Source organism: Vibrio hepatarius, assembly GCF_011806575.1.
Taxonomy (GTDB): Bacteria; Pseudomonadota; Gammaproteobacteria; order Enterobacterales; family Vibrionaceae; genus Vibrio; species Vibrio hepatarius_A.
In genome coordinates this window covers 82,777-105,444 of the sequence record NZ_JAATOO010000014.1, presented here as the reverse complement: position 1 = coordinate 105,444, position 22,668 = coordinate 82,777, and the positions used below count along the sequence as shown (strand labels likewise).

At 46.3% G+C, this 22,668-nt stretch carries 23 protein-coding genes; 12 read left to right on the top strand and 11 right to left on the bottom strand.

All coding sequences use genetic code 11. From position 1 onward, the window contains the following. The first annotated feature begins 110 nt into the window (after positions 1-110). The 5 genes from HCZ42_RS12905 (at position 111) to HCZ42_RS12885 (ending at position 2,483) form a co-directional block, all read left to right on the top strand. Positions 111-662: a septation protein A gene (locus HCZ42_RS12905; RefSeq protein ID WP_167421087.1), complete on the top strand. Its 552-nt coding sequence runs from the start codon at positions 111-113 to the stop codon at positions 660-662. 98 nt (positions 663-760) lie between these two features. Next, on the top strand, positions 761-1,159 hold the full coding sequence (yciA, locus tag HCZ42_RS12900; RefSeq protein ID WP_053410337.1) for an acyl-CoA thioester hydrolase YciA: 399 nt from the start codon (positions 761-763) through the stop codon (positions 1,157-1,159). A gap of 105 nt (positions 1,160-1,264) precedes the next feature. After that, positions 1,265-1,561, top strand: coding sequence for a YciI family protein (locus tag HCZ42_RS12895; RefSeq protein ID WP_167421086.1), 297 nt, complete (start codon positions 1,265-1,267; stop codon positions 1,559-1,561). A 2-nt stretch (positions 1,562-1,563) separates the two neighbouring features. Then, positions 1,564-1,959 (top strand): GspS/AspS pilotin family protein, encoded by a 396-nt coding sequence (locus HCZ42_RS12890; RefSeq protein WP_167421085.1) that lies wholly within the window; start codon positions 1,564-1,566, stop codon positions 1,957-1,959. A gap of 302 nt (positions 1,960-2,261) precedes the next feature. After that, positions 2,262-2,483, top strand: coding sequence for a hypothetical protein (locus HCZ42_RS12885; protein ID WP_167421084.1), 222 nt, complete (start codon positions 2,262-2,264; stop codon positions 2,481-2,483). A 72-nt stretch (positions 2,484-2,555) separates the two neighbouring features. Here HCZ42_RS12885 and HCZ42_RS12880 read toward each other — a convergent pair whose 3' ends face one another. Then, positions 2,556-2,804: a DUF1289 domain-containing protein gene (locus tag HCZ42_RS12880; protein WP_167421083.1), complete on the bottom strand. Its 249-nt coding sequence runs from the start codon at positions 2,802-2,804 to the stop codon at positions 2,556-2,558. Between the two features lie 196 nt (positions 2,805-3,000). On the opposite strand from HCZ42_RS12880, the gene HCZ42_RS12875 reads away from it, so the two are divergent. The 5 genes from HCZ42_RS12875 (at position 3,001) to HCZ42_RS12855 (ending at position 7,879) form a co-directional block, all read left to right on the top strand. Next, entirely contained in the window at positions 3,001-3,447 is a 447-nt protein-coding gene (locus HCZ42_RS12875) for an META domain-containing protein (RefSeq protein WP_167421082.1), read from the top strand. 357 nt (positions 3,448-3,804) lie between these two features. Then, positions 3,805-4,950: an ABC transporter substrate-binding protein gene (locus tag HCZ42_RS12870; protein ID WP_167421081.1), complete on the top strand. Its 1,146-nt coding sequence runs from the start codon at positions 3,805-3,807 to the stop codon at positions 4,948-4,950. A gap of 8 nt (positions 4,951-4,958) precedes the next feature. Beyond that, the gene (locus HCZ42_RS12865) at positions 4,959-6,668 is read left to right on the top strand and encodes an ABC transporter permease (RefSeq protein ID WP_167421080.1); all 1,710 of its coding nucleotides are present in this window, start codon (positions 4,959-4,961) and stop codon (positions 6,666-6,668) included. Next, a complete protein-coding gene (locus tag HCZ42_RS12860; RefSeq protein ID WP_167421079.1) occupies positions 6,634-7,281 on the top strand; it encodes an ATP-binding cassette domain-containing protein in 648 nt (215 codons plus the stop codon). Before HCZ42_RS12865 ends, HCZ42_RS12860 begins: the two co-directional genes overlap by 35 nt. Then, a complete protein-coding gene (locus tag HCZ42_RS12855) occupies positions 7,274-7,879 on the top strand; it encodes a CDP-alcohol phosphatidyltransferase family protein (protein WP_167421078.1) in 606 nt (201 codons plus the stop codon). Before HCZ42_RS12860 ends, HCZ42_RS12855 begins: the two co-directional genes overlap by 8 nt. Before the next feature lie 40 nt (positions 7,880-7,919). On the opposite strand, the gene HCZ42_RS12850 is transcribed toward HCZ42_RS12855, so the two are convergent. The 4 genes from HCZ42_RS12850 to HCZ42_RS12835 form a co-directional block, all read right to left on the bottom strand. Then, positions 7,920-8,855 (bottom strand): class I SAM-dependent methyltransferase, encoded by a 936-nt coding sequence (locus tag HCZ42_RS12850; protein ID WP_167421099.1) that lies wholly within the window; start codon positions 8,853-8,855, stop codon positions 7,920-7,922. An 11-nt stretch (positions 8,856-8,866) separates the two neighbouring features. Then, complete coding sequence (locus HCZ42_RS12845; protein ID WP_167421077.1) at positions 8,867-9,562, bottom strand: TIGR01621 family pseudouridine synthase; 696 nt, start codon at positions 9,560-9,562, stop codon at positions 8,867-8,869. 49 nt (positions 9,563-9,611) lie between these two features. Beyond that, positions 9,612-11,225, bottom strand: coding sequence for a methyl-accepting chemotaxis protein (locus HCZ42_RS12840; protein ID WP_368484191.1), 1,614 nt, complete (start codon positions 11,223-11,225; stop codon positions 9,612-9,614). A gap of 245 nt (positions 11,226-11,470) precedes the next feature. Further along, complete coding sequence (locus HCZ42_RS12835) at positions 11,471-12,901, bottom strand: sodium-dependent transporter (RefSeq protein WP_167421075.1); 1,431 nt, start codon at positions 12,899-12,901, stop codon at positions 11,471-11,473. 360 nt (positions 12,902-13,261) lie between these two features. On the opposite strand from HCZ42_RS12835, the gene cls reads away from it, so the two are divergent. Together cls and HCZ42_RS12825 are read left to right on the top strand one after the other, a co-directional pair. After that, positions 13,262-14,716 carry a cardiolipin synthase gene (gene cls, locus HCZ42_RS12830; protein WP_167421074.1) on the top strand — a complete coding sequence of 485 codons (1,455 nt, stop codon included), beginning with the start codon at positions 13,262-13,264 and terminating at the stop codon, positions 14,714-14,716. A gap of 66 nt (positions 14,717-14,782) precedes the next feature. Beyond that, the gene (locus HCZ42_RS12825) at positions 14,783-15,988 is read left to right on the top strand and encodes a cystathionine beta-lyase (RefSeq protein WP_167421073.1); all 1,206 of its coding nucleotides are present in this window, start codon (positions 14,783-14,785) and stop codon (positions 15,986-15,988) included. Positions 15,989-16,053: 65 nt separating this feature from the next. On the opposite strand, the gene HCZ42_RS12820 is transcribed toward HCZ42_RS12825, so the two are convergent. The 6 genes from HCZ42_RS12820 to pspB all read right to left on the bottom strand — a co-directional run bounded on the left by HCZ42_RS12820 (position 16,054) and on the right by pspB (position 22,642). Next, a complete protein-coding gene (locus tag HCZ42_RS12820) occupies positions 16,054-16,620 on the bottom strand; it encodes a DNA-3-methyladenine glycosylase I (RefSeq protein ID WP_167421072.1) in 567 nt (188 codons plus the stop codon). A 58-nt stretch (positions 16,621-16,678) separates the two neighbouring features. Continuing rightward, on the bottom strand, positions 16,679-19,780 hold the full coding sequence (locus HCZ42_RS12815; protein ID WP_167421071.1) for an efflux RND transporter permease subunit: 3,102 nt from the start codon (positions 19,778-19,780) through the stop codon (positions 16,679-16,681). Beyond that, complete coding sequence (locus tag HCZ42_RS12810; RefSeq protein WP_167421070.1) at positions 19,773-20,861, bottom strand: efflux RND transporter periplasmic adaptor subunit; 1,089 nt, start codon at positions 20,859-20,861, stop codon at positions 19,773-19,775. Before HCZ42_RS12810 ends, HCZ42_RS12815 begins: the two co-directional genes overlap by 8 nt. 1 nt (position 20,862) lies before the next feature. Then, positions 20,863-21,894 (bottom strand): efflux RND transporter periplasmic adaptor subunit, encoded by a 1,032-nt coding sequence (locus HCZ42_RS12805; RefSeq protein WP_167421069.1) that lies wholly within the window; start codon positions 21,892-21,894, stop codon positions 20,863-20,865. Positions 21,895-22,026: 132 nt separating this feature from the next. Further along, entirely contained in the window at positions 22,027-22,416 is a 390-nt protein-coding gene (gene pspC / locus HCZ42_RS12800) for an envelope stress response membrane protein PspC (RefSeq protein WP_167421068.1), read from the bottom strand. Next, on the bottom strand, positions 22,409-22,642 hold the full coding sequence (gene pspB / locus HCZ42_RS12795; RefSeq protein ID WP_053410316.1) for an envelope stress response membrane protein PspB: 234 nt from the start codon (positions 22,640-22,642) through the stop codon (positions 22,409-22,411). Before pspB ends, pspC begins: the two co-directional genes overlap by 8 nt. Positions 22,643-22,668: the final 26 nt, after the last annotated feature.

Here is a 22,668-nt window from a genome sequence, read left to right as displayed (position 1 = left end):
CAGTTCAAGCAAGTTTACTACTGAGTTGTTTCAGATTGTCACTAAGCCCTTTGTCTTCCGGTTTGATTTGGTTAGACTGAGGGCAATTTGATTACTACAAGATATTTTTAATGAAACAACTGATCGACTTTATCCCGCTGATAATCTTCTTTGCCTTGTACAAGATGCAGGACATTTACGTGGCAACAGGTGCGCTGATTGTCGCGACGGCCATTCAGGTTGTAGTGACCTACTTGATGTACAAAAAAGTAGAGAAAATGCAGTTAATCACCTTTCTAATGGTTGCCGTATTTGGTGGCATGACTATCTTCCTCCACGACGATAATTTCATTAAATGGAAAGTGACCATCGTCTACATGGTGTTTGCGATTGGTTTAGCGGTGAGCCACGCGATCGGCAAATCAGCCATCAAAAGTATGCTAGGCAAAGAGATTACCCTACCAGACGCGGTATGGTCCAAAGTTACTTGGGCATGGGTTGCTTTCTTCTCGTTCTGTGCGGGTCTAAATATCTATGTCGCGTACGAACTGCCACTTGATGTTTGGGTCAACTTTAAAGTCTTCGGTCTTCTGGCTGCGACATTTGGTTTTACTCTGCTCACTGGTATCTACATCTACAAGCACATGCCAAAAGACCTCAGCAAACCAGACTCTAGCGATTAACCCTATAACTTTGTTACAATCGTGATTATTTTCCCTCCTCGTGGAGGGCTTACAGCGACCGCTTTGGTCGCTGTTTCGTTTGTTACGGGTGTCAGAATATGAGTCAGCAAATCAGTGCGCCGAAAGGCCAACTATTACTTCGAACTTTAGCCATGCCAGCAGATACCAACGCCAATGGTGATATTTTTGGTGGTTGGATCATGTCTCAGTTGGACCTTGCAGGCGGCATCTTAGCCAAAGAAATCTCGTCAGGTCGTATCGTTACCGTTTCCGTTTCTAGTATTACTTTTAAAAAGCCGGTTCGTGTCGGAGACGTGGTTTGTTGCTATGGTGAATGTACCAAAATAGGTAGAACATCAATGTCGATCAACCTAGAAGTGTGGGTCAAGCCAGTTACGGAAGATGGTATTCAAGATCGCTACCAAGTTTGCGAAGCGACATTTAACTATGTCGCCATTGATACCGAAGGAAAGCCGCGCCCTATCCGCACGGTTTAACGATAAGATTCACACTTTGTCTTTGAATTGACTTCTATTATTAAAGTGTTGCGGTACAGTAAGAACTTATTTTTTCTCGAAAATACCAAATAAGGAAATTGAGTCATGTGGTATGTTATCTTCTCTCAAGATATTGAAAATTCACTTGAAAAACGCATGAGTGTCCGCCCTGCTCACTTGGACCGCCTACAGAAACTGCAAGATGAAGGTCGTTTGCTAACCGCAGGTCCAATGCCAGCCATTGACTCAGATAATCCTGGAGAAGCGGGCTTTACAGGCTCTACCGTTATTGCCGAATTTGACTCACTAGAGCAAGCACAAGCTTGGGCAGACGCTGACCCGTATATTGAAGCTGGTGTTTATCAAAGCGTCATTGTTAAGCCATTCAAAAAAGTATTCTAATTATGAATAACTACTTAAAACTTAGTGCTCTGGTGTTAGCAGGTGCGATCCTTGGTGGATGTTCCTCGTCGGCTGAAAAACAGCGCCACTTAGAGTTACTTGCGGATAACCGAGCGGGTTTGCTCGCTGCGGAGTTGCCGCTTGAAGCAGGGCCTCTTTCGATACTCAGAGCGACAGCGAAAAGCACAACGATTGAGATCATGATGGTTTACAACCAAGATGCGCCTGGCGCAAAACCAGTGAATGAGGTGTTAAAGCGCAGCATCCAGACCTACTGCACGAACAAAGACACAAAGAGTAACTTAGAGGTCGGCTTGAGCTACCGTATCAAAATGCGCAATTCACGCGGCCAGTTGCTGATTGACGAATTAATCACGCAGAAAAACTGCGAGTCTTAATCTCTAAGCCCTGCCATCGCAGGGCTTTTTTGTGGCTACGGCCCCCCGTCTAACAATAGGTTGTTACAGCCTTCAAGTTTATAACAAATCCGAATATGAACTTTTTGTGTCACTCTACAAGAGATTTGGTTATTGAAACATTCGGTTTATTAACGGCTTAGGATTAAGTCACAAAAATGATGTCACCACTCTAAAGTCGTTCGATGGGTATTGCGACCGGTAAAGGCATTTTTCCAAGTTGACGATCCCTAGTTCAGCTTCTAACTTTTCATATTAGTGTCATAACCAAGGAGGATCACTGAATGAAACGTGCAAGCAACTCATACCGTCTTCAACTGATTAAAGAGGTAGCAACTCGGCACGAACGACTGCAAAGTGGTGATCCTATGGCGAACTACATTCAACGGTTAATTGATACAAAGCCCACTAATGACCAAAAAGTAGAACGGAATCATCGATTTTCTGGCAGCCACTATGACGAACACGCAGGCGGTTGGGTCAGCGATCATTGGGGTTTAAAATAGCGCATAGCAAAAAGCTAAGAGAGTCTAGTCATGGGCTCTCTTTGACGATTAAGGTACAGCAGTTCTTGGATGTTAAAATAAGTCTTGCTGCGGACTTTCTGGTTCTTGCCCACCCACGTTATCAATCTGGCCTTTACGCAGTTTACGAAGATAACGCTGCCTACATAACTTAATCACATGCAATTGCTGAGCAGGAGACATAGTCAGCCAATTAAAGCGTTCATCGCGGTTACGCATGCAACCACGACAATAGCCTCGCTCATCGACAGTACAGACACCGACGCAAGGGCTGGGGACGTTGAAAAACTCTAACTGCTCCAATTTCGCCTCACTAACCTTGATATAATGACCGACTTTATGCCATCTAACGTTGAATGTTTATCAAGCAATTCAACAGTGTGACTTAGTCCAAACTATGACGCTCCGTTGACAAAAACAGTGTTTTATTACCTATAATGCATTGAATTGAACAACAACCAGTGTTCAATACCTTATCCGCATATTGGAGTTGATTATTATGAAGCTTAGTCCAAAAACGCTACTTGCAGCAATTACCCTACCTGTACTGATGACAGCTTGTTCAAGCACTGGTGAAGATGTGAAACAAATTACGGCTCAAGATCTACAGCACCACAACTGGGAGCTAGTAAGCATTGATGGTAAAGAGTTTGTAGCAGAAGGCCGAGCAAAAGCACCTCGTCTAGAAATTGGCGAAAACATGATGGCGAACGGTAACGCTGGCTGTAACAACTTCTTTGGTCAAAGTGAACTAAAAAACAACCAATTACGCATCAACAAGATGGGTATGACAATGAAGATGTGTATCGGCGACATCATGGATGTCGAACAAGCGGTATCGCAAACATTGACTGAGTGGAGCGATGTCACGCTAACAGACAACACCTTGACACTGAAAAATGACGTGCACACGTTGTCATTCAAGCTAAGCGACTGGAAAAACTAATTTCTCAGCACTGATAACTCTGAATTTGAAAAGCAGCCAAACGGCTGCTTTTTGTTTATCTTAACCAAGTAGCTTATCCAACCGCTTGCTTAAATCAGCATCTCTTTCGATTTTCTCGCACGAAAACAATCTGCTTAATGAAAGAAACGCTCTACTTCTCCGGTCTGGTGATTCATGTGGTTATGCGGTGAAGAGAATTCCAGCAACTCAAATAATTCTATACCACAGTGATGTTAATTGACTGAATCTATTATCAAATCCAAAGTTGATAATCGTTCAATATGAATTACTATCCTTTGTAAGGGAAAGGGCTAATCACAAGCCTAAATTCAAATAAGTAGATAAAACGGACACAGCATGAAAAAGCTATTGAGCACCATAGGTATTCTGGCTGCCACCATTTCGGCACCGACTTTTGCAGACAATTGGCAAGACGTAGAACAACAAGCTAACGGCCAAACCGTCTATTTTCACGCTTGGGGTGGAAGTCAGGAGATCAATCGATACATCCAATGGGCGGGAAAAGAGCTAAAAGACCGCTATAACGTAACGCTCAATCACGTTAAAGTCACCGACATTGCGGAAACCACCACACGCCTACTCGCAGAAAAAGCAGCGGGTAAAAATGCAGGTGGCAGCGTCGATATGGTGTGGATTAATGGTGAGAACTTTAAATCGATGAAAGATAACCAGCTGTTGTTTGGGCCTTTCGTTGAGCAGTTACCTAACTGGCAATACGTTGATAAGACACTACCAGTGGATGTCGACTTTTCAGAACCAACAAACGGTCTTGAAGCACCATGGGGTGTCGGTCAACTGGTGTTTATTCATGACAAAATGACGCTGAACAACCCGCCAGAGTCCTTTTCTGAAATGCTAAGCTATGCCAAAGCGTTTCCTAACCGCCTGACCTATCCTCGTCCGCCAGAGTTTCACGGCACCAGCTTTTTAAAAGCACTACTGATCGAACTCACAGGCAATGATCAAGCGTTGCAACAACCTGTTTCTGAGGACAACTTTGAACTTGTTACCAAACCGCTTTGGCGCTACTTAGATGAGTTTCACACCGTCGCTTGGCGTGGTGGCAAGCAGTTTCCAGCGGGCACTGCAGAGACCATTCAGCTACTTGATGACGGCCAAATTGACCTCGCCATTACGTTTAACCCGAATGCGGTTTACTCTGCTCAAGCCAACGGCAATTTAGCAAAAAGCGCAACGGCTTATGCAATGAATCAAGGCGCGTTATCGAATATCCACTTCTTGGCTATCCCTTGGAATGCCAATGCCAAAGCGGGTGCTCAAGTGGCGATTAACTTTTTATTGAGCCCTGAAGCTCAATCACGTAAAGGCGACCTCAGTGTTTGGGGTGATCCATCGGTACTAAGCGGCGAATACTTATCTGGCAGTGCAAAAAACACCCAGCAGTTTAAGTCGATTGCCGAGCCACACCCTAGCTGGCAAAGTGCGCTAGAGAAAGAGTGGCTTAAACGCTACGGTAACTAAGGCCAACAATGTTAAGAACGCTCTATCTCGTCATTATTGCGGTTTGCATTCTACCGACTATCCCCGGGTTGCTGGGGGTAGCCATATCGGCTCTGGGCTATATTCCGCCTCTGGGATTGCATCAGTTTACCCTTGATGGCTTTAGAGAAGTGTTCGGATGGGCAGGTGTTTGGCAGTCAATCAGTATGACGCTTTACACCGCATTCATCAGTAGTTACTTGGCTTGCTTAATCACTTTTGCTGTACTCCAATCCGCTTGGGGAACACGATTTTGGCGTAAGATTGAGCTAGCACTGTCGCCGCTGCTTGCGATGCCTCATGTCGCGTTTGCGATCGGATTTGCTTTTCTATTTGCACCAACAGGCATGGGCGTACGTCTGCTAGCAAACATCTTTGAGTACGACCCAAGCAGTCAAGGCGTAAATGACTTAGCAAGTTTAGTCAGAGATCCCAAAGCGATCGGCTTGATCGTGATGCTGGCGCTGAAAGAAGTGCCTTTCTTGCTGCTGATGAGCATACCGATTTTGCAACAGCTCAATGTCGACAAATTAGAAAAAGTCAGCCATTCAATGGGATATACATCATCACAAACGTGGTGGAAATGTATTTTGCCACAATGGTTTAGTAAACTTCGCTTTCCGATGATGGCGGTACTTGCCTATAGTTTGTCGGTGGTTGACGTCGCATTAATTGTCGGTCCGAGTAACCCTCCGACATTTGCAGTATTAGTATGGCAGTGGTTTAACGACCCAGATCTTTCACTACTGCCCCGCGCAGCAGCTGGTGCCGTGGTGCTGTTTCTCCTTGCCAGCATCACCATCGCCATCGCTCGGTTGATTGAATGGCTGGTTACACGCTACTACCGAAGCTGGCAATATTCCGGTCGACAAGGTTTGTCGCTGCCTGGGAAAAGCCTATTCAGCCTGATTGTGATCGTGACTACGGTAATGCTGCCACTGATGGTTATCTGGAGTTTCGCACAGCGTTGGCGCTTCCCTGACTTACTCCCTTCTCGCTTTAGTTTTCGCTTTTGGCAATATGAGTGGGACAGTATTCTTAGTACTCTAGAGCAAAGTTTGCTATTGGCCGTAGTCAGTGCTTCTATCGCGCTCATTTTAGCACTGCTCAGCCACGAGTATCGCCTGCGTCATCGCTGGCAAGTGCCGGGTTACATTATCGCGGTGCCGATGCTGATCCCACAGTTGTCGATATTGTTTGGCATGCAGGTTGCCACACTCTATTTGAGCAGCGATAGCTATTGGCTATGGGTATGTTGGTCACATATATTCTTCGCCTTCCCATACGTTTATCTGTCTCTCGATGGACCGTGGCGAGGCTTTGATGATGGTTTAACCCGCGTATCGCTCAGCTTAGGAAAATCACCACTGTATACGTGGTTCAAAGTGAAGCTGCCGATTCTTTTACCAGCGGTTGTATTCGCTTGGGCAGTGGGCGTTAGTGTCAGTTTGGCGCAATACTTGCCGACCCTTGTACTCGGCGCAGGTCGCATCAGTACATTGACGACCGAAGCAGTGGCGTTATCAAGTGGCTTTGACCGCCGTGTCACCGCAATTTACGCAATATGGCAAGCAGTTTTACCGCTGATGTTCTTTGCGTTTGCGATTGCCATCAGCCGACTACAAACCCGATACCGCAGACTAACAATTAAAGGTCTATCAATTAATGAGTCTTTGTCTCGAAAACCTCGCCATCCGTAAAATAAGTGGTGAGACTCTATTCTCGTCGCTCAATATCACCGTAGAAAACGGCGAAATCATTACGTTAATGGGTCCGAGTGGTTGTGGCAAATCCACCCTATTGGATGCCATTGCCGGCCATTTGTCTTCGGAGTTCACCTGCACGGGAGCGATTACTCTCAACGGTGCAGATTTGCAAGCTCTGCCCGCGCATCAGCGTCAAGTCGGGATTCTGTTTCAAGATGATTTGTTGTTCCCCCACTTAAGTATCTGGGAAAATTTAGCATTTGCATTACCAAACCACATCAAAGCAAGCGAACGAAAGGAAAAAGCCTTACAAGCACTGAAGCACCTCTCACTGTCTAAGCTGGCCGACTCGTTTCCCGAGCAGATTTCTGGCGGCCAACGAGCGCGAATTAGCCTAAGTCGAATGCTGCTAGCAGAGCCTAAAGTCGCCTTGCTGGATGAGCCTTATAGTAAGCTCGATAAAGAGTTGAGAGTACAATTTCGTTGCTGGGTTATCGAGCAGTTAAAGCAGGCGAATATCCCTGCACTACTAGTCACTCACGATGAAGATGATATTCCCGATGGCAGTCGTTGTATCCATTGGCCATGGGAGCCAGAGCATGCTTGACCGACTCAGTATAAAAGTGATCCGCCAGCCTCTCGCTCAAGGGGCAAAGGTGCTTGATAAAGCAGGTTTCACTGCCAATCAAATCACCGTTTTCGGCTTTGTGTTGGGCTGTGCGGCTTTTCCAGCGCTTATTTTTGAGCACTATGGCTTGGCACTGCTGTTCATTGCACTCAATCGAATCGCCGACGGTCTGGATGGCGCATTGGCAAGGATCCAAGGCATCACAGACGCCGGAGGGTTCTTGGATATCAGTTTGGATTTTCTCTTCTATTCACTGATTCCGTTTGGTTTTGTCTTGGCAAACCCTGCGCAAAATGCCATCGCTGGCGCGTTTTTGATTTTTGCTTTCATCGGTACAGGAAGCAGCTTTCTCGCCTTTGCTACAATGGCGGGCAAGCGTGGTATCGAAAACCCGGTATATAAGAATAAGTCGTTGTATTACATGAGTGGATTAACCGAAGGGACCGAAACCATCACGTGCTTCGTTTTGTTCTGTCTACTTCCGCAATACTTTGCCGTGATCGCCTATGTATTTGGCGCAGCATGCTGGTTCACCACTTTCACCCGCATTTATTCAGGCTTCCACACTCTCAAATAACGAAAAGGCCAGTATTTCGTTGATACTGGCCTTTTTCATCTTAGTAGCAAAACTCCAACACCTTGAGGCTTGCCTGCTCATCAATGTCGGCAAACTCAGGCGGGTTTTCTAACCGCTTAACGAAGCTTAACTGCGGTGCTTCCTCTTTCATGCTATCGATAAGAAAATCGCAGTCTACTTGAGGTGAGTTGACGCAAGCCAGAACCTGCCCGCCTGGTGCGAGTAAATCTGGTAGACGACGTAAAATCTTTTTGTAGTCTTTGGTCAGTGCAAAACTGCCCTTTTGGAACGATGGCGGATCAATAATGATTAACTCGTACGGACCTGATTTTTTTATTTTGCCCCAAGATTTGAAAATATCGTGAGCAAGGAACTTCACTTGATTCAAGTTATGTTCGTTGAGTCGGTGGTTATCCCGCCCTTTCGACAGGGATGCTTTAGCCATGTCGACGTTAACCACCATATCGGCACCACCAGCAATCGCCGCGACAGAAAAACCACAGGTATAAGCGAATAGGTTGAGTACATTTTTATGCTTGGCATGTTCACGTACCCAATCACGGCCATAACGCATGTCTAAAAACAGGCCAAAGTTCTGGTTACGACCGATATCCAATTGATACTTGACCCCAGACTCCACTACGACAGGTCGACTGTTTAGTTCACCAAATAGCACTTCCGACGGAGCTCCGTCATCGTAACGATGCTGGAGAACAATCGCAGAACCTTGCACTTCTTGCCAAACAGGCTGTTGTGTAAGCTCAAGTAAGCCATGTTTTAGCTGCGCTAAGAACGCTTCATCGGATTGTTTAAACAGATTAACCAGCAACTGTCCTTGTGCCCAATCACAAGTGATTTGCTCAAGACCTTGATATTTTCTACCACGGCCATGGAACAAACGGCGCACTTCATGCGGAGCGTTGGTAAGCTGTTGCTTGAGCTGATCAAAAAAGAGTTCGAGTGACGATGCTTGCATATTGGATCCTGTCATTTGTTGATCTTTGGCCACGAGATGTCCCATGGTTTCAGCCAATCATTAATCCCTTGGCTGACTGTCTCTTGGTTCCATTTCTCACCCATTTTCGAGTCATTTCTTGGGTCGCACACGAAGCGGAAAGTCTCATTTTGAAATGGGAAAGAAAGTGCAAACGCATGGAGATAGCCGCGGTCGGCTTGGCTGGTACTGTTATAAATCGGATCGCCGATGATCGCTGAGCCTATCGATTTCAGTGCAACGCGAATTTGGTGAGTTTTCCCAGAGTGCGGCTTACAAAGAAACAGTCGTTCACCAGGCTCAGCAGCGGCTGAGAAAAATTGCGTCACGGCTGGGTTGTTTTGGCTGTTGAGCAGTTTCCACGACGAGCGTCGAGAGCGTTCCATATCACCGCTGATCAAGCCTTGCTTTTTCTTGGGTTTCTTACTGCCAATCGCCAGATAGAACTTCTCTACTTGGCGTTCTGCAAACGCTTGAGACAATTCACTCGCGGCTTTTGCTGTTCTTCCGAGCAACAAAATCCCCGAAGTCATTTTATCCAGCCGGTGGATCAGATAGAGCTTTTCATCACCCGATTGCTTTGCCACTTCTTGTAGCAGCATCGTATCCCCATCGTCTTTATGTACAGAGACGTTGGGGTGTTTGTTGATGATCAGAAAGTCTGGATGCGTATGTAGAATTGTGAACATAAAAAACTGGCTCCACGTTTGGAGCCAGAAGTATACCGATTCTAAGCGATTAGGCGAGCTTAAACTTGCCGACTAGACCTTCAAGTTCTTGCACTTTATGGTTTAGTCCTTCTACGCTTTGCGAGCTATCGGTCGCCAACTGCAACGAGCGTACCGAAATATCACTGATAGACGTAATATCAGCCGCGATCTCTTTCGTCACCGCCGTTTGTTCTTCTGCAGCGGTGGCAATCGAGTTCACCATTCCTTGAACATTGCCTGCACCTGCAACGATTTCTTCAAGTGACGTCACCGCACCAGAGCTCTGCTCAACACCGATTTCCACCAGACGGCAGCCATCTTCGGTGTAACTCACCGCTTCATTGGTACCAACTTGGATTGCGTGGATAATCTCACCCACTTCTTGGGTTGCCTTGGTGGTTCTCTCGGCTAGCGCGCGAACTTCATCGGCTACCACAGCGAACCCTCGACCAAACTCACCCGCACGCGCTGCTTCAATCGCCGCGTTTAGCGCCAATAAGTTGGTTTGTTCTGCGATATCTTCAATCACTTTGATCACCGCGCCGATCTTTTCACCGTGCGAACCTAGGCTGTTCATCTGTACGGACATATCTGCCATTTGTTGAGAGACCTGCTGGATGCTTTGCACCATCTCTACAATAACGCCACGACCTTGCTCTGCCGTCGCCTCTGAGCTACGTGCTTCTTCAAACGTTGATGCGCCCTGCTCTGCAACTTGAGCGATGGTCAAGCTTAACTCTTCTGCTGCGGTCGCAATCAAGTTGGCTTTATCTGCCTGACTACTCGCACCTGACACGATGTCTTGGCTCATCACTGAAAGCTCACCAGTCACTGATTTCACTTCATCTGACACCACCGAAATTGAACCGATTAGACTGGTTAGCGAAGACTGCATCTGGTTTAAAGAATTAGCGAGATTCGACAGCTCATCGCCAGAGTCATCTTCGATTGGTTCAGCCGTTAGGTCACCTTCCGCCACACGTTGCGCCAAGGAATCAAGTGCTGTCAAACGGCCAGTAATAGAATTAGACAATAAGTAAGCGATCACTAGAGTCGCAATAAACGCAATACTGCCCAAAATGTAGATAGAGTACTCAATATCGTTAAAAGAGTCGGTTAACTCTAATAGCGCTTCTTGCGTACCTTGGCGGCCATCGATCGTTGCTGCATTCAGTAGCTCTTCGATCGGAGCAAGGTTTGCTTCGTACAACTGTCGAACATGTTCTACGTTGTCACGTAAACTTGCATCACTAACATTAGGTAAGATTTGGCTTTCGAACGCATCGATAAACGTATTCATGTAACGCTCGATCTTTTCGATGTTACGGTAGTCTTCACCACCGACAGTCTCTAGGCGTTTAACCTCTTGCAACGCAATTAAAAACTGCTCTTTGTTTGCACCATATTCACTGGATGCACCACTGGTATTGATAATAATGCCCACTGCATCTCGGTAAATGTCACCCGACTCATCAATCAAAGCCATGTAGCCAACAGTTTCAGGGACATCATCGGTTCTTAATTCTTCCGCGATAGTATGCGAATTGACCACTTCTACGGTAATAATCCCAATCATCACTAGCATTGTTGCTAATATGGCACCGAAACTCGTATACAATTTTTTGCGAACTGACATTCTCACCGTCTAGGTTCCTTTTTTAAATTATGTGCTTAGTTAACTTCTCAGTATCTGAAATCATTGCTCGTGATTTCGTACAGGGTTGGGAGTAACCCCTTACATTGTGTGCATATTTTATGTGACACAAATCACATTACAATTAAATTTATGTAAAAAAGCTCAATTAATCTAAAAATGCCAGTACGAAAAACGCACAAAAAAAACGGGAGCCCTTACGAGCTCCCGCTTCAGTTCGCTTTTGATTCAGCTTAGAGTTTCTTCGAAAAGATACCTGTTAGTGCGATGATTGCGATACCTAGCATCATGATTTCACCTTTACCGCTATCGAAACCAGACTTAATCCCCATGAATGCAACGACTGCAATTGCTACTGGAATTACGTACTTAACTAGGTTGTACCATAGACCAAATAGTGGGAAAGACACTTCGCCATCGTTGGTGATTTCTTTCTCTAGGTCTGCGCGACTTAGGCGCCAACCCGCAAAGATACATACCAACATACCGCCAACAGCAAGGAAGATCTTGTCTGTTAGTAGGTCGAAGATATCAAACGCGCCTGTACCGAATAGTTGAGGACCAACGCCGCCAAGTGATAGCGAAGCAACGATACATAGCGTCGCCATGACTGAACTTGCCGTCACAACCGCTGTTGAACGCTTCATACCTTTCTCGTCAATCAAGTACGAAACCACAACTTCAAGTAGAGAGACTGAAGATGTTAGTGCCGCAACACTTAGACCGATGAAAAACAGTAGCGCTAGCAATAGACCAATGAAGCCGCCCATTTCAGCAAATAGCTGAGGAACAACAACGAATACTAGGCCAGGACCAGCTGCTGGTTCCATGCCAAATGCAAACATCGCAGGGAACATCGCTAGACCCGCTAGAATCGCTACACCGGTATCCATTGCAGTAACCATACCTGTGGTCTGAACCAGGTTCTCTTTCTTCTTCAAGTAAGAGCCGTAAGTCATCATACAACCCATACCCAGACTTAGGGAGAAGAACGCTTGTCCAAGAGCCGCAAGTACAACCGTACTGTCAACTTTAGAGAAGTCAGGCATGAATAGGAATTCTAAGCCTGCTGTCGCGCCCGGTAGCATCAAACCTTTCACTGATACGATAATCAGAATCAGGAACAGTAGCGGCATAAGGATCTTACCCGCTTTTTCGATACCACCTGAGATACCTTTCATTACGATAAGTACGTTAAGGAATAGGTATAGACCCATCCACATTAGTGGCTGAACAGGATCAGAAATGAACCCGCCAAAGCTATCGCCAATGGCTTCAGGCGTGCTCAAAAGACCACCACCCACTTTAAAAATGTACGCTACAGCCCAGCCACCAACTACAGGGTAGAAACCCATAATTAGTAGACCACTGGCAACACCCATGACACCGGTAAACGTCCAGCGACGATCCGTTGACTTGAATGCACCAACTGCAGAAAGACCTGTCTTACGGCCAATAGTGAACTCAGTGAGCATCACACTAAAGCCGATGAAAATTACAAAGAATAGGTAGATTGCAACGAACGCGCCGCCGCCGCTCTCACCCGCCGTATATGGAAACTTCCAAATATTGCCCAAACCAACAGCAGAACCTGCTGCGGCCATTACGAAGCCTAATTTAGACCCCCACGTATCACGGGGCTTTGAACTTGTAGTTGTAGCCACGGTTACTCCATTAAACTAGTTTTATATGTTGTGTATGCTTCGGTTAGCCGTCTTTAAAAGTAGAGTGTATTTATTTTTTTACACTTATTAGAATTTTGAGTGACGCTAACGTTATAGCAAGTAAATCAGTTTAGGATTAAAATTGGAAGAGCACTCAGTACATTTTTTCGACATAATTGTAAATAATATGTTTAAATGCTGCTTTTTTGCTCAGATACCTACTCTTTTGCCTGCCGATTACGATTAGCTAACTGTTTTTAACTTTTCGTTGAAAATTCCCACACCTAACTACGCTATTCCTTGTCGCTATGCACATGTGACATGTACTATTAAGTGGCGCTATTGCTCCTAGGTAACTGAATGGACAAGTTTTATCACTTTCTAACAATCGCAAGTATCGTCTTGTACTGGGTCTTAGTTGCTGGTGTCACGATTCGCGTCGTACTCAAACGTCGTGCTGTCAGTGTTTCACTCGCTTGGCTAATGATCATCTATATCCTGCCCGTTGTCGGAGTGGCTTGCTACTTCCTGTTTGGCGAATTGAATTTAGGTCGCACACGTGCTGAACGTGCAAAAGAGATGTTGGCTCCGTTTGCCGAATGGTTCGCAAAACTCAACGATTGTCATGCCCATCGTCCAGAGAGCTTTGGTCGTCATATCTATCGTATTGATGAACTATGTAATAACCGATTGGGCTTGCCGGCGCTGAGTGGTAACACCCTTTCGTTACAAAGCTCACCGAACGACATTCTTCACTCGATTATTGAAGACATCGAAAATGCTAAATCGCACATTCGTATGGTCTTTTATATTTGGCATCCAGGCGGATTGGCGGATTCTGTGGCCTCTGCGCTTATTCGCGCGGCGAAGCGAGGTGTCGACGTCAAGTTACTGCTCGATTCTGCTGGGAGTCCACGCTTTTTCAGAAGTCAGTGGTACTCCTTGATGAAAGAGTCCGGCATTGAAGTTCTACAGGCTCTTGAAGTTAGTCCTTGGCGTATCTTCCTGCGTCGACTCGACTTGCGCCAACACCGTAAGATCATCGTTATTGACGACAAAGTCGGCTATACAGGTTCGATGAACCTCGTCGACCCAGCTTACTTTAAGCAGAGTTCGGGCGTTGGTCAGTGGGTCGATATTATGGTGCGTGTCACCGGCCCGACCGTCAACGTACTCTCAGCGATTCACTGCTGGGACTGGGAAGTCGAAACCGGTGCTCGAACCATGCCTCAGCTTCCTGAGTGCCGCATTGACCCTAATGAGCCACAGCATCCGATTCAAGTTGTTCCATCTGGTCCGGGGATGCCAGAACACTTGATCTCTCAAGTACTGACTCTGGCGATCAATCAGGCCAACAAATCGGTGTGTATTACCACCCCTTACTTTGTACCAAGTGCGGATTTACTAGAAACCCTTAAGATGACCGCGCAACGGGGTATTAAAGTTGAGCTGATTATCCCACTGAAAAACGACTCGATAATGGTGCAATGGGCTTCGCGCTCTTTCTATACCGAGCTGATGGAAGCGGGTGTTGAGATCTATGAGTTTTACGGCGGCTTGCTGCACACTAAGTCAGTCGTGATTGACGAACAGTTCTGTTTGGTGGGAACAGTCAACATGGATATGCGCAGCTTATGGCTCAATTTTGAACTGACGCTCGCCATCGATGATGAAGCCTTTACTAAAGAGATGTACTGGCTACAAAAGAGCTACATGGAAGCCTCGCATAAGGTCAAACTCAAAGAGTGGCATGAGCGTTCAATGTACTCTCGATTCCTTGAGCGGGTGTTTTACTTGTTCAATCCACTCCTTTAGGGTCTTGATAATAATGTGTTGCCATGTTTTAAATAGGGGCAACACACTTTTTGATAAGGACTTCAGATGTCGGAAGGCAAGAAAACCAAATACATTACCGCAGGTCGAGATAAAAAATGGACGAATGGAGTCGTCAATCCTCCTGTGCAACGTGCATCGACGGTGGTATTTAACACCGTTGCCGAGAAGCATCACGCTGCGGTAAACCGCACCAATAAGACCCTTTTCTACGGACGCCGCGGCACCACTACTCATTTTGCATTCCAAGAAGCAATGACAGAGATCGAAGGTGGTGCTGGTTGTGCGCTTTACCCTTGTGGTACTGCCGCGATCTCTAATACCATCCTTTCATTTGTTGAAACAGGCGACCACATCTTAATGGTGGATACCTGTTACGAACCTACCAGAGACTTCTGTGACCAAATTCTGAAGAAGTTAGGCGTCGAGACTACCTACTACGATCCGGTGATCGGAGAAGGCATTCAAGAGCTGATTAAGCCAAACACTAAAGTTCTTTTCTTGGAGTCTCCGGGCTCAATCACTATGGAAGTACAGGACGTGCCAACCTTGGCCAGTATCGCCCACGACCACGACGTCATCGTCATGCTCGATAATACTTGGGCGGCAGGTGTGAACTTCTCACCGTTTGATCATGGCGTAGATATTTCGATTCAAGCCGCGACTAAGTACATCGTCGGTCACTCAGATGTCATGTTGGGTACTGCCGTTGCGAGTGAAAAGTACTGGGATCAATTACGCGAGCAGAGCTACTTGATGGGACAATGCGTTTCTCCAGATGACGCGTATTTAGGTTTACGTGGCATCCGCACTTTGGATGTCCGCCTGCGTCAACATGCTGAGAACAGCCTTAAAGTGGCAGAGTGGCTTCAATCTCGCCCGGAAGTAGACCATGTTCGCCACCCAGCACTGGAAAGCTGCCCGGGTCACCAGTTCTTTAAACGCGACTTTACTGGCGGCAACGGCTTATTCTCTTTTGTATTGAAAACAAGTTACCCGCGCGCGACGACAGCGCTACTCGACGGTATGCAGCACTTCAGCATGGGCTATTCCTGGGGTGGTTTTGAGAGTTTGATTTTGGCTAACGAACCAAAAAGTTTTAACAGCCTGCGTACCGTCGCAAACCCAAACTTTGAAGGCACGCTACTCCGTATTCACGTTGGCCTTGAAGATGTAGACGATTTGATTGCTGATTTAGAGCAAGGCTTTGCTCGCTACAACGCGTTAATTCTTGAGAAAGAAACCACCGCGTAGTTATCGCTTGATAATCGATTAAAAGATAAAAATCCCCGCTCAATAAAGCGGGGATTTTTAATAAACTATGACTGTTGTTTTTTTGGACACCCGATAAGGTGGTCATCAACCATGCCTACCGCTTGCATAAACGCATAACAAATAGTCTCGCCAACAAACTTAAAGCCCTTTTTCTTTAAGAATTTACTCAAAGCTTTAGATTGCTCGGTTGAGGTAGGGACTTGGCTCATCTCGGTCCATTGGTTGACAATAGGTTTGCCGTCAACAAATTGCCAAAGCGCATTGGAAAGACTGCCGTACTCCTCTATTAGCGCTTTTGCGGCTTGAGCGTTGCTAAATACCGAGGCAATTTTTCCGCGATGTTTCACTACGTCAAACTGTTCAATAATACGTTCGACGTCCTGTTCACCGAAAGTCACCAACTTATCCAAGTCATAGTTTTCGAATGCCGCGCGGTAGCCTTCGCGTTTTTTCAAAATGGTGATCCAGCTTAAGCCAGCCTGAGCGCCTTCCAGAGTAATAAATTCAAACAGAACTTGATCGTCGTAAACAGGTACACCCCATTCCGCATCGTGGTACGCACGCTCTAACTCATGGTTCATTGCCCAAGCGCAGGTATTGTCGGTACTCATTTACTTCTCCTTATAAAAACGCCCCTGAGATTGTCAGAGGCGTTGTTCCGTGTTCTCTCTAATTAGGTATTTTAACCCGATGGAACAATCGGTAAAGCACCGGAACTACGATGAGTGTTAGCACGGTAGCAAAACCCAAACCAAACATGATAGTTACTGCCATCGGTTTAAAGAAGATATCTGGTAGCAGCGGAATCATACCCAAAATAGTAGTAATCGCCGCCATACATACCGGACGAACACGACTTAGTGCCGCATCTACCACCGCAATATAAGGGTCTTTACCAGACTGCATTTCGATCTCGATTTGATCCAGTAGCACGATACCATTTTTAAGCAACATACCCGACAGACTCAAGAAACCAAGTAGCGCCATAAAGCCAAACGGAGTATTCAGAGCCAACAAACCCGTCGTCACCCCCATGATCGCCAGCGGTACTGTCAACCAAACAATCAACGGCTCTTTCACCGAGTTAAACAAGAACACAGTAACCAAGAACATGAACAGGTAGCCCATTGGCATGGTAGTAAACAGAGACGCTTGTGCATCACCTGAAGACTCATATTCACCGCCCCACTCTAACGAATAGCCTGGTGGTAGCTCAATCGCTTCAATTTTAGGCTGGAGGTTCTTTTGTAACGTCGCCGCAGTTTGCTCACCAAGAATGTCTGGGTCGGCCATGACCGTTAACATACGTTTGCGGTTTTTACGCACGATGATCGGATCTTCCCAACGTAAGTCGTAACCCATTGTCACTTGTTGTAGCGGAATGTACTCGCTCAACGCAGGGCTCCAAATCTTCATACCTTCGATGTTACGAATATCAACGCGCTCGCTTTCAGGTAAACGCGCCACAATCGGCATAAGGGTTGTACCGTCTCGGTAGACACCGATTGCTTTGCCTGAGAACGACATCGCTAAGAAGTCATCCACATCTGACTTGGTAATGCCATAACGACGCGCCTGACTTTCGTTAAACTGCGGTTCAAGCACTTTCGTACGTTCGCGCCAGTCGTGACGGATGTTGGTCGCTCCTGGATTCGCGTACATAATGTCTTCAACTTGCTTCGCTATGCTACGCAGAACCGTTGGATCTGAACCGATAATACGCGCTTCAATCTTCGCACCACCACCAGGACCCAATTCAATCTGTTTCAGCTTGTAGTTGATTTCAGGGAAGTTGGCTTCCAGGTACGCTCGGAAGTTTGTCATCAAGTCATGTAGCTGTTCATAGTGTTCAACACGTGTTGTGATTTCACCATAAGCAGCGTAGCTCTTCTCTGGCGAGTAGGTCAGCATAAAGCGTTGCAGGCCTTTACCAGCCGTGGTGGTGACATGCGCGACACCGTCTTGTTCCGCCAACCAAGTTTCTAGCGCTTTGAGCTTAGTGTTGGTTGCGCGAATATCTGTCCCTTCCGGAAGCCAGATATCAGTTTGGAACATCGGCGTTGTAGATGATGGGAAGAACGACTGCTTAACGAAGGTAAAGCCGTAAATGCTCGCGACCAAGCCTAGAATCAGCACAATCACCGTTAGCCAAGCGCGCTTCATACAAAACTCGAGGAAACCTTTGTAGACCACAAAGATCATACCGTTGTATGGGTCGCTATCCTCGCCTTCCTGAGAGAGCTTTTGCCCTTTAAAGAAAATATCCGCAAAGAATGGCGTCAACGAAATCGCGGTAAACCAACTCAACATAAGTGAAATAAGTAACACGGTAAACAAAGTGCCACAGTATTCACCGGTCGAGTCTTCGGAAAGACCGATCGGAGCAAAGGCGGTAACTGCAATTACGGTCGCGCCAAGCAACGGCCATTTGGTTTGCGTAACAATATCCGTTGCGGCTTGCAGTCTCGTTCGCCCCTTTTGGGTTCCGATCAATATCCCTTCGACCACCACGATGGCGTTGTCCACCAGCATACCCAAGGCGATAACCAACGCACCGAGCGAGATACGCTGCAGGTCAATGGCAAAGTACTTCATAAAAATGAAGGTACCCAACACGGTAAGCAGGAGAATTAAGCCAATCAATAGGCCAGAGCGTAACCCCATAAAGAACAGCAGCACGATAATTACGATCGCCACCGCTTGACCAAGACTGACCACAAACCCGCTAACAGACTTATCAACTTCTTTTGGCTGGCTGTAGATTTCAGAAATATCGACACCAACAGGTTGTTGGTACTTCAATTCGGCAAGACGACGGTCAAAACGTTCGCCCACTTCCACCACGTTCACACCTTGTGCAAACGAGACACCAAGATTCAGCGCAAGTTTGCCGTTAAACGTGATGATATTGGTCGGAACCTCGATATAGCCGCGTTTTATCTCTGCCACGTCTCGTAAGTAAATAAGTCCCTGTGCACCACTCTCGGTAATAATCAAATCACCTAATTGATCAACGTTTTGGAACTCACCCGTTGGATGAATACGAATGTACTCGTCACCAATACGAATCGCCCCAGCGTCAGACACCAAGTTTTGTGTCGAAAGTAGGTTAAAAACGGTATTTGGCGACAAACCCAAGCTACTCAAGCGCTTCATCGAGACTTCGATAAAGACCTGTTCTTGTTGCTGACCTGAAACAGATACTTTGCTCACGCCATCGATAAGTTCGAGTTCACGACGCAAGTAATCGACATAGTCCAGTAGCTCTTTGTAGCTGTAACCATCACCGGTGACGGCCAACAAAATGCCGTAGACATCACCAAAGTCGTCAATCACTTGCGGTTCGTTAACACCAGGTGGCAATTGGTTTTTTACGTCATTCACTTTGCGGCGCAACTCATCCCAGATCTGAGGAAGATCATCAGGACCGTAGTTGTTTTTCATCGTTACGGTGATCTGTGAAAGGCCACGACTCGATATCGAATTCACCTCGTCAACATAGGTCAATTGTTGGATCGCTTTCTCAAGTGGATACGTCACCTCTTCTTCCACTTGTTGAGGTGTCGCCCCCGGATAAGAGGTCACGACCATCGCATCTTTAATGGTAAAAGCCGGGTCTTCAAGTTGTCCCAAGCCAAAGAAAGCCGCGGTACCGCCAATCAAGAAAATCAGCGAAATCATCCAGCTAATCACTCTGTTTCGGATGAAATATGCCGCAATGCCTGTTACGTCATCATCGCTTTGAGGCACGTTGTTTTTTTGCTCATTCATTACCTGCCTCCTGTTCCACGACTTCTACTTGCATACCTTCACGCAATCGCGCAATGCCCGAGACAATAATGGTTTGATCTTCACTTAGCCCACTTAGCACCTGAACTGCCTCTTTACTTGCTTTACCCAGCACGACTTGCTGTTTAGATACCGTCCCGTCTTGGTTCAGTAGCCAAACATATTTGTTTTCGCGTTCGATATCATCGCCATCTTGGTTAAACACCGCTTCAATCGGGATCTGGACACCAAGGTTTAAATCCAAACCAACATCTTCGCCTTTGGAGGTCACTTCCACTGCCATACCATCGAGAATGTATTCATCCTCCGGCATAGGAAGTGACAATGTCACGGTAAACGTACCAGTAGCAGGATCAGGTTCAGTCGTAAATTCTTTGATAGCCGCGTGGTATTCATTCCCACTCGGCACTTTTACTAGCGCGTCGACTTCAGCGAGTGTTTCTTGGGTTGGTTGATTGATGTACAAACGGTCTGGTAGCTGAATTAAAATTTCCACATTATCCAAACTGTGGATATTGACAATGTGTTGACCGACTTGAACATTCTCAAACTGGTCAACGCTGACACGTGAGATGACACCATCCACAGGAGCGATCAATTTAGTAAAAGACAATCTCAATTTAGCCAATTGGAGCTCGGCAAAAGCGATCTGTCTGTTTGCTGCAATTTCATCAAACTGCGACTTGGCAAGCAGACCTTTATCCACCAGCGGCTTAGAGCGGCGGAACTGGCTATTCACCACGCTAAAGCGCGCGCTAGCATTATCGACATCTAGTTGGTAGTCAGTTGGGTCTAACTCCGCGATCACATCGCCTTTTTCCAGCTTGTCGCCTTCTTTGACATACAACTTACTTATTTCGCCTGCAACGCGAAAACTCAAGTGAGAACGTTCTGCCGCATTCGCAACCGCAGGAAAGTACAGTTTTGCTTCGTTTTGCGGCTGAGAACCTATATCCAGTACTTTCACTTTGGGTAAACCGAAATCGGTATGTTGAGGCTCTCCACCGCAGCCAGCCAAGATTGCCGCCGATGAAAGGGCGAAAATACTTATCCACTTATTCATCTTACAATCCTCGCTCTTTGATCCACTCGCGAACCTTGATGCCCGCCTCTATGTCACCCACACCTGAGATAATGACACGGTCACCATCATTTAGACCGCTCTTCACTTGGCGTTTTTCATTCAGCACGACGGCCACTTGCTCGACGATTCCATCTTGGCCAACTCGCCAAACAAACGTCTCACCGTTTTGCTCAAACAGAGCCGAATGCGGGATCGGCGTATCACCCATTGATTCAACAACCGCGCGAACAGAGCCGGCCATACCCGGCAAGATACCAACATTCTCAGGTCTTTCCATACTCATGGTGACCTTATATGAACCCGTTTTAGAATCGGATTCTGTGTCAATTTCTTGGAATGTCAGTGGGTACGCATTGTCAGGAAAAGCGTCAAAGCTCATCGTTGCACTGATATTCTCACCGCTAGAAAAGCGGTTAAGCAAGTAGTCTGGCAACTGGAAATTAACTTTGATCAACTGATTAGTTTGAATATTCAACACACCTTGCTTGGCTGCAACATACTCATGATTTTCTGCAGGAATAAGCGAAACGGTGCCGTCATATGGTGCCACGAGTGTCGCGTAGCGCAAATTCGCTTGGGCTTGCTCAAGGCTTGCTTTCGCGGCGTTGCGGTTGGCTTTCGCTTGGTCAAAATCCTGCTCAGACACCACTTTATCTTTTCTCAGTTTTTTGTAGCGCTGAAACTGAACATCCGCGAGCTTAAACTCCGCGTTGGCTCGGTCGGCAAGAAGAGTGTACTCGTCTGGATTTAGTGTCGCTAGTAGATCACCTTTTTTGACTGGTTGGCCCGCGACGACATCAATGGATTGCAGCATTCCCGGAACACGGAATGCAAGAACGGCTTTATCACCTGCCTCTGTGGTGGCGGGAAACTGTCGTTCAAAAGAAGAATTACCGACAGAGATAGTGAATAGTTTTGCTGGCCTAGAATCAGGCTCGGGAACAGGAGGAAGCTCCTTACCACACCCACTTAAAGAAGCAGTGACTGCAAGGAGCAAAAGAGATTTTCGCATAGTTAATCATCTACGTTGTTAACCGATAGGACTAGAATAGATGATTGATGACACTACTGCCAATAGGGAAATCGGAAAATCATTTTAAAATTAATACTTTGCTGAAAAAAGCATGCAATCTTTGCATGAAGGTTACAATTTATTAAACTCTCGGTTAACTTTAAATGCATCTGATGTAACATACGCTTCCATCGAACGTAACTTGTTTTCTAGCTTATCGAAGTCTTTTTCCAACGTATCTAACAACGCCACAGGCGACTGACCTTGCTGCCACGGCTTGCTCTTAAGCTTATGTTCTTGTTGAGTTTTGATGGCTTCAACATAATTCTCTGGCTGCTTTTCAAGCATCAAGGTCATTGCGACATACGCCAACAAAACCAAAAAGCTACCACCTAATAAAGCGGCAGAAATGACCAAAATACGAATCAACCAAACTTCTGCGCCTAAATAGTTCGCTAAACCAGCACAAACGCCAGATATTTTGCCGTTGGCGGTATCACGATAGAGCTCTTTATTATTCATATCGACCTCTCCACTGTGGTGATTCGCTGTCTAGAATACGCTCTAGCGTATCAATACGTTGCTGCATCTTTTCCGCTTTTTCAGATAACGTCTGCAAACGAGTTAGATCATCTTCAGACAAGCCACTCGCTGCTTTCTTTTTACTTCTGTAGTGAAGAATCAGCCAAAGTGGCGCGACAAAAATCAGAAAGACGATCAGCGGTCCAGCAATAAAAAATGAAGACATAAGTAACTCCTACTACATCGTCGTAT